5 protein-coding genes are annotated in these 6,176 nt (G+C 53.1%); all 5 read right to left on the bottom strand.

Annotated features, from left to right (window positions below; genetic code table 11):
- Window positions 1-500 precede the first annotated feature (500 nt).
- The 5 genes from rny to Q0482_RS09120 all read right to left on the bottom strand — a co-directional run bounded on the left by rny (window position 501) and on the right by Q0482_RS09120 (window position 5,727).
- A complete protein-coding gene (gene rny / locus Q0482_RS09140) occupies window positions 501-2,075 on the bottom strand; it encodes a ribonuclease Y (protein ID WP_299145656.1) in 1,575 nt (524 codons plus the stop codon).
- A 5-nt stretch (window positions 2,076-2,080) separates the two neighbouring features.
- Window positions 2,081-2,338 (bottom strand): hypothetical protein, encoded by a 258-nt coding sequence (locus Q0482_RS09135; RefSeq protein WP_299145652.1) that lies wholly within the window; start codon window positions 2,336-2,338, stop codon window positions 2,081-2,083.
- Window positions 2,339-2,614: 276 nt separating this feature from the next.
- Window positions 2,615-2,920 carry a hypothetical protein gene (locus Q0482_RS09130; protein ID WP_296982216.1) on the bottom strand — a complete coding sequence of 102 codons (306 nt, stop codon included), beginning with the start codon at window positions 2,918-2,920 and terminating at the stop codon, window positions 2,615-2,617.
- Window positions 2,917-3,654 (bottom strand): MBL fold metallo-hydrolase, encoded by a 738-nt coding sequence (locus Q0482_RS09125; protein WP_299145650.1) that lies wholly within the window; start codon window positions 3,652-3,654, stop codon window positions 2,917-2,919. Before Q0482_RS09125 ends, Q0482_RS09130 begins: the two co-directional genes overlap by 4 nt.
- 1,863 nt (window positions 3,655-5,517) lie before the next feature.
- Window positions 5,518-5,727, bottom strand: coding sequence for a hypothetical protein (locus tag Q0482_RS09120; protein ID WP_299145648.1), 210 nt, complete (start codon window positions 5,725-5,727; stop codon window positions 5,518-5,520).
- Window positions 5,728-6,176: the final 449 nt, after the last annotated feature.

Genomic DNA, 6,176 nt, shown 5'->3' with positions numbered 1-6,176 from the left:
AAGCGTCTCACACGATTCTCAGGTCGCTACCGCTCCCCTACGAATCGTGTTCGCTTGCCACCCCTATTCAGGGGGGAGAATAAACTGCTCTACGCTTTCCGGTAGAGTCATGTGTCACATTGGCAAGCGTCCATAGTGCCCCCTGAACAGGGGTGGCAAAGGAACTGGATTTGTAGGGGAACAAAGCGACCCGAAAATCCAGTGACATGCTTCCCTTTGGGTAAAGGTGGTGGCGCAGCCACCAAAGGGGGTGCCTCTTTTCCCTCGCCCGCAAGGGCGGTTGTATGGTTTTATCATAATGGCGCCCTTTATTTTTTAAGTGGCGCCCACCTTCCCCTTTGAACCTTCTGAACCAGCCCGCTTTTAGCGGGCCGAACCCTTTGAACCCTCACGCCTGCAGGGCGTGTCCATAAAGGCCAACAGTCGATAGCCCCATGTCTTCATAGGAATGCAAAAAAGCTGTGAGGAAATGCAGGGCATTTCTTCACAGCTTTTTTAGATTATTTGGCAAAATCGGTGGCTCTGGTTTCGCGGATAACCACTACTTTGACCTGTCCCGGGTACTGCAGTTCTTTTTCGATTCTTGCTGCAATATCGTGGGCCAGGATGGTAGACTGGTCTTCCGACACCTTTTCCGGTTTCACAATGACTCTCAGCTCGCGGCCTGCCTGGATGGCATAGCAGTTGTCCACACCGGGGAAGGATTTGGCAATGTCTTCCAGTTTGGTGAGACGTTTGATATAGTTTTCCAGGGTTTCGCGGCGGGCGCCGGGGCGGGCAGCGGAAATGGCGTCGGCTGCTGCCACCAATACAGATTCCACGCAGGTGGCTTCCGTGTCTCCGTGGTGGGAGGCGATGGCATTGATAACTTCCGGCGGTTCATGATATTTCTGGGCCAGTTCTACGCCCAGTTCCACATGGGTGCCTTCCTGTTCACGGTCTACGGCCTTGCCGATATCATGGAGGAGGCCTGCCCTTCTGGCCAGTTCCACGTTGGCTCCTATCTCACCGGCCATAATGCCTGCGAAATAGGAGGTGTCGATGGAGTGCTGGAGCACGTTCTGGCCGTAGCTGGTACGGTATTTCAAACGGCCCAGGATTTTCACCAGTTCCGGATTCATGCTGCGGATACCGCATTCCATGACTGCCTGTTCACCGGCTTCACGGATGGCTTTTTCCACATCTTTCTTTGTCTTGGCCACCACTTCTTCGATGCGGGCAGGATGGATGCGTCCATCTTTTACAAGGCTTTCCAGTGCCAGTCTTGCCACTTCGCGGCGGATGGGATCGAAGCAGGAAAGGATGACTGCTTCCGGTGTGTCATCGATGATAAGATCTACGCCGGTCAGGGTTTCGATGGCGCGGATATTCCGGCCTTCACGGCCGATGATACGGCCTTTCATTTCTTCGTTTGGCAGGGATACTACAGAAACGGTGGTTTCCGAAACCGTATCTGCAGCGTTGCGCTGGATAGCGGCGGCAATGATTTCCCTTGCCTTCACATCAGCGGTGTTCTTGGCTTCTTCCACAGCACTGCGGATACGGACTGCCTTTTCGTGGGTCAGTTCTTCATCCACTCTGGAAAGAATCATGTCCTTAGCCTGTTCGCTGGAGAGCTGGGAGATTTCTTCCAGCTTCTTCTGCTGCTGTTCATAGAGACCGTTCAGTTTTTCTTTCTGCGCTTTTACCTGGCTTTCCTTCTTGTCCAGCTGGGATTCGCGCTGTTCCAGATTGCCGCTCCTCCAGTCCAGATTGTTCTCTTTCTGGACCAGACGCTGTTCGTACTTCTGCAGTTCATCACGGCGCTGTTTGTTCTCCTGTTCCACGTCTTCACGAAGCTTATGGATTTCTTCGCGGGTCTGTACAATGGTTTCCTTTTTCAGCGTTTCCGCTTCTCTGGAAGCATTGTCCAGCATTTTCTTGGCCTCTTCGCCAATCTGGCGGGCCTTTTCTTCTGCAGAGCCGATGCGGGCTTCTGCAATACGCTTGCGGAGCATGTAACCGATGCCGGCACCTACAGCTGCCGCCACGATGCAGCCTACTATGACGTAAAGTAAAACTTCATCCAGTGTCAAATGGTTCACCTCTCTCTTTCTGATATTTCTATATCTACAGATAAAAAATAAACAAAGCATCCCTCTCCGGAGGGATATAGGAAAATCGTCCTCTCTTCTTTCAGGATACTCTTCTGCCCATGCAAAAAGGAAATCCACAGAATCTCGAGAGAAATACTTTCCCAGGCTGAAGCAGATGGATTTCCTTGTTGAATGAATATTTTATCCCATGGGGAGAAAGCCCCCGCTAAGGAAGCGCTGATTAAATCGTTGTCTGCTTTCATTCTAGAATTTTTATGCAATGCGAGGAATGAGGTGCCGCAAATAGCGAGCTATTTAAGGAGTCCCATGACGAAGCAGTGCATAAAAATTCTTATAAAAGCAGACTCTATGAATTAATCAGTGCTTCCTTAATTTCGTGATGCGCAGGAGCTTTATATATAAAATCAGAATCAAACCGTAAAAGGAATGTTCATTGGTTCAGCACCTGTTTCCATTCTAAAATTTTTATAAATTATTGTCAAGTTGCCGAAACCGCGGAAACGATGAAATCGACTGATTTAATCCTTTCGCCCGCCGCCGAACATGGACCACACCACCAGCGCGGCGAAAGCAGCCCAGGACATGAGGTAGGAAAGGATGCCCAGGTCGGTAAGGATATTAATCACCGTGAGGCCTGCCATGAAAAGGATATTTCCCCTTTTTTCCACGTAAGGGTCTCTCCGGATCAGGATAAAAGCGATGATGAAAATGAGGATATTCACCACCAGCACCGCAGGAAAATATATTAGAAGGGGCACCATCTGGAGGATAAAACTTCCCACCAGCATGAGCAGCATAATGTAAATCCAGGTCATGGAAATCATAATGTTTTCCTCACAGTATCTCCATCACCGGCAGGAATCCACATCTCCTGGTCCGGAAAGAGCCACTGGAATTCATAAGACGGCGCCCAGCGCTGTCCGAAGAAATGCATGGGAACAAGAAGACCGGCGGTGAAATGGGAAAGATACTGCTTCACGCCCCACTCCCTGGCCACCTGCTGCCTGGCGTCCACTGGGATGAAGGCCAGATCCACCGATTTTTCCTTAATCAGGGAAAGCTCATGGAAGAAAGCACTCCGGGCGTCCCGGTTATCCCCGTCTCCTTCCCCTGCCCAGTGCCACCAGTTCAGGTCGCCGGCATGGAAAACACGAAGGCCCTCGGCCTCCACCATGAAAGAACCGCCGGCATCGGTGGATCCGTACATATGTACCGAAAGAGGGTCCTCTTCCACACTGTCCCCCACGTCCATCATATGCAGAAGACTGTCATTTTGAAGAACCAGCCAGCAGTCCCGGTGAAGGAAATAACCGGACACCCGGCTTTCAAACTTCCGGATAGACGGATTAAAATGGTCCCCATGCACATGGGAAACAAAGAAATAGACCGCCTTATCCGTTTCCTGCAGCTTTTTCTCCACATGGCCCGCCGGGTCCAGGTAATAATCAAAAACAAGAATCACCTTCTCCAGCTCCACCATAAATCCGCTGTGATGAAGGAAATATAAATTCACCGGTTTCATACATTCTCCTCTCGTATCAAGGAACTGATATTTCATCTATTTTCTTGTATCAGCCAATAAAATTTAACTTGCATGTGCCTCGTATAAAGAAGCTGTATAATAATTATATCATATAGGACCGCTCTGCGGCCCGGGTTCAGAGGGTGTGGGAAAAGGTTCAGAGGGTTCAGAGGCGAAGGTTATGGCCTGCTAACGCAGGCGGGTTGTGTTCGCATGCGCTCAGGGGGCGACAGCGGCTTCGCCGCTGAGGGTGGTAGATTGCCGCCGAAGGCGGCAATAATTATATATTCAGCGTTACGGGGATTGACTTTTGTATCACCAGTGCTTTATGCCAATTATTCGGACCTATCCTCAGCCCTATCGGGCAGCTCCTTCCTGTGGAAGGAGCCTTACGTTACGGGATTTCCCTCCTGCTGTATAAATCACGCTGAACATTCTGCTGAATTGGCCACCTCCGGTGGCCTCCCCCCCCCTTTGGTGCCTTACGGCACCACCTTTCCCCCGCTGTGCGGGGGCACAACAACCCGCGAGGAACCTTCTCCCCATAAGTTGCACTAAATACAGAGCCGCTAGAATCTCCCCCTCCGGGGGAGACGCCGCCGAAGGCGGCAGAAGGGGTGCATTTCCACGCGCCGCAGGCGCGGTTGCATGGTTTTCCCACGCCCGCAAGGGCGGTTGTAAAGGTTTTATACATACTGGCGCCCTTCATTATTTAAGAGGCGCCCACCAAGGTCCCGATCTTCGATCCTCGATCCCAGCCGCCATGCAGCTGCGCGCCCACCGAGGCCTTTCCCCTGAGCGAAGCGATGCAACCCTTCTATACAACCCTTGGCACCGAGGGCCGTCAGGCCCGATGGATGCCATATGCCCCTCTGCCGCGCAGTGGCAGGCCCCTTCGGGAATACGACCTACCACCCCCACTGAACCCTGTGCACTCTCCCCCTTTGGTACTACGTACCACCTTCCCCCCGCTGTGCGGTGGGACTACAACCCGTGCTTAATGTAGAGCAACTTTTGAGAAAAATGATTAGCGGAGCTTTGTTCTGCCACCGCTTGCGGGGGAAGTCCCGCGAAGCGGGCAAGGGGGAAACTCTTTTCCGACGCCCGTAAGGGCGGTTGGCTTGTTGTCCCCGGGCGAAGCCCGGTTGTAAAGGTTTTCGCCGCCGACAGGCGGCATTTATAATGGCGCCGCAAGGCGCCCACCTCCCCAATCGGTCAGCCGACTAAAAGGAAGGCCTCTTATTGGGCAGGCTAGAGGCCAACTTCGGCTGACTTGGAGGTCCTATGCAGGACCTCCACAGCCACCCCCTATCCCGCTTCGCGGGACTTCCCCCTATTCAGGGGGCAGAATAGGACTCTCTATACTTGTCCTCTCCTCATAAGTTGCGCTATGTATAAAGCGGGTTGTTGTCCCCCCGCCTGCGGGGGGAAGGTGGTGCCGCAGGCACCAAAGGGGGAGATGCCGGAACGGGAAAAGCACTTATATCTCATCTCTCATGTACCATTCTGCTGATTTGGCCACCTGCGGTGGCCACCCCCTATCCGGCTGCGCCGGACTTCCCCCTATTCAGGGGGCAGAATAGGGCCTCTCTATACTTGTCCTCTCCTCATAAGTTGCGCTATGTATAAAGCAGGTGTTGTCCACTGTGCACATCCTGCATAGGATGTGCAAGTCGGGCAAAGTAAGGCGCCTAGCCTGCCCATTAAGGCGCTTTCCTTTTATCTGCCCGACCGAACTGCGGGGGAAAGGTGGTGGCGTCAGCCGCCAAAGGGGGACGGGCCTTTCAGGCCCGAGGGTGGTGGTGGCGGCTTCGCCGCAAATCTTATATGCCTTACGGCTGACCCCTTCCGGCTCGCTGCGCTCGCCACCCACCCCTTAAACAGGGGTGGGCAAGGGCGTTACGGGATTTGCTTTTGTGTCTTCAGTGCTGCATGACGAAGTTCGAAAGCCTCCTTCCTCAGGAAGGAGGTGTCGCCGGAGGCGACGGAGGATAGGTCTACGCCTATCTTAAAATTCTGACCTATCCTCAGGGCTTCGCCCAGCTCCTTTCTGAGAAAGAAGCCTGCGTTACGGGAGTCTCCTCCTGCTGCATAAATCACGCTAAACATTCTGCCAAATTGGCCACCTTCGGTGGCCACCCCCTATCCGGCTGCGCCGGACTTCTCCACGGGAAAGCGTCTCACGAAATTTTCAGTCGCCTAGCGGCTCCCTACAAATTTCGTTCGCTTGCCACCCCTATTCAGGGGGCAGAATAAGCCTCTCTACGCTTTCTCTTTTTCTCATAAGCTTCGTTATGTTTCAAGCGGGTTGTTGTGCCCCCGCTTGCGGGGTGGCAAAGGAACTGGAGTCACACCAGCGAACATAATTTGTAGGAGCAAAGCGACGCGCAAATTATCGTGAGTCGGTGATAGCCGTGCTGTAAGGAGCCGATAGGCGACTGAGAATCCAGTGACACGCTTCCCTTTGGGTAAAGGTGGTGGCGCCAGCCACCAAAGGGGGTGCTGCATTTCCCTCGCGCTGTGCACATTCTGCAGAGAATGTGCAAGTCAGTCGAAGT

The sequence above is a fragment of the uncultured Dialister sp. genome (assembly GCF_937959425.1).
Lineage (GTDB): Bacteria > Bacillota > Negativicutes > Veillonellales > Dialisteraceae > Dialister.
The sequence above is the reverse complement of the archived record's forward strand: the minus strand, read 5'-3'. Positions and strand labels throughout refer to the sequence as shown.

What these genes read in the sequence shown, in the direction of transcription:
- Q0482_RS09120 (WP_299145648.1), bottom strand. Translation starts at nt 5,727, where the DNA reads ATGTTTAGCGTGATTTATGCAGCAGGAGGAGACTCCCGTAACGCAGGC.
- Q0482_RS09130 (WP_296982216.1), bottom strand. Translation starts at nt 2,920, where the DNA reads ATGATTTCCATGACCTGGATTTACATTATGCTGCTCATGCTGGTGGGA.
- Q0482_RS09125 (WP_299145650.1), bottom strand. Translation starts at nt 3,654, where the DNA reads ATGAAATATCAGTTCCTTGATACGAGAGGAGAATGTATGAAACCGGTG.
- Q0482_RS09135 (WP_299145652.1), bottom strand. Translation starts at nt 2,338, where the DNA reads ATGAAAGCAGACAACGATTTAATCAGCGCTTCCTTAGCGGGGGCTTTC.